We start from the raw sequence: 634 nt of genomic DNA, 5'->3' as shown, positions 1-634 counted from the left end.
AGCTCGATAAAGTGCAAGATAGTGTAATTACACTAGGAGTACATGACGGGCGCTCTGTGAGCCCTAAACAGCGTAAATTTGCTTGGTCAATAATGCAGGACATTGCAACTGCAGCAATTGGTGGAAGCGAAGCAGATTTTGAACAGAGAATATACGGCTATTTCAAGAGCGAGATGGCGAAGTATTACGGAATCGAAGACTTCAGCATGTCAGACGCTACTGGCAACATGTCGGACACTAATTTGCTGATTAATATGCTTCTCGAGTTTTGTTTGCAACACAATATAGCACTTAGATACCGGCCATTAGACCACTTAGACGATCCAGCCATTGCTCGCTATGAGTATGCCTGTTTGATGAATAAGCGTTGCGTGATTTGCGGACTAAAGGCGGACCATCACCATATAACCGGGAGCAAGGTTGGAATGGGCAATGACCGCACAAAGATTAATCACAAGGGACGGCGTTTGATTGCGTTGTGTCGCCAGCACCACGATTTATTCCATCACGAAGAAAAAGAGCGCATGGCTGAATATCATTTGCAAGGCGTGCCTGTGGACGAAAAAATAGCCAAGATTTACAACTTAAATTACTGGTAATAGAAATTGGTATAGGGGTATTTATGACTAAAAAA

1 protein-coding gene is annotated in these 634 nt (G+C 43.4%); it reads left to right on the top strand.

Annotated elements, in window-relative coordinates; translation table 11 throughout:
- Positions 1–599: putative HNHc nuclease (locus tag FEFB_RS08060; protein ID WP_047975736.1), on the top strand; the 599-nt coding region annotated here is incomplete at its 5' end.
- Positions 600–634 lie beyond the last annotated feature (35 nt).

The sequence above is a fragment of the Fructobacillus sp. EFB-N1 genome, assembly GCF_001038455.1.
GTDB classification, from domain to species: domain Bacteria; phylum Bacillota; class Bacilli; order Lactobacillales; family Lactobacillaceae; genus Fructobacillus; species Fructobacillus cardui.
The sequence above is the reverse complement of the archived record's forward strand: the minus strand, read 5'-3'. Positions and strand labels throughout refer to the sequence as shown.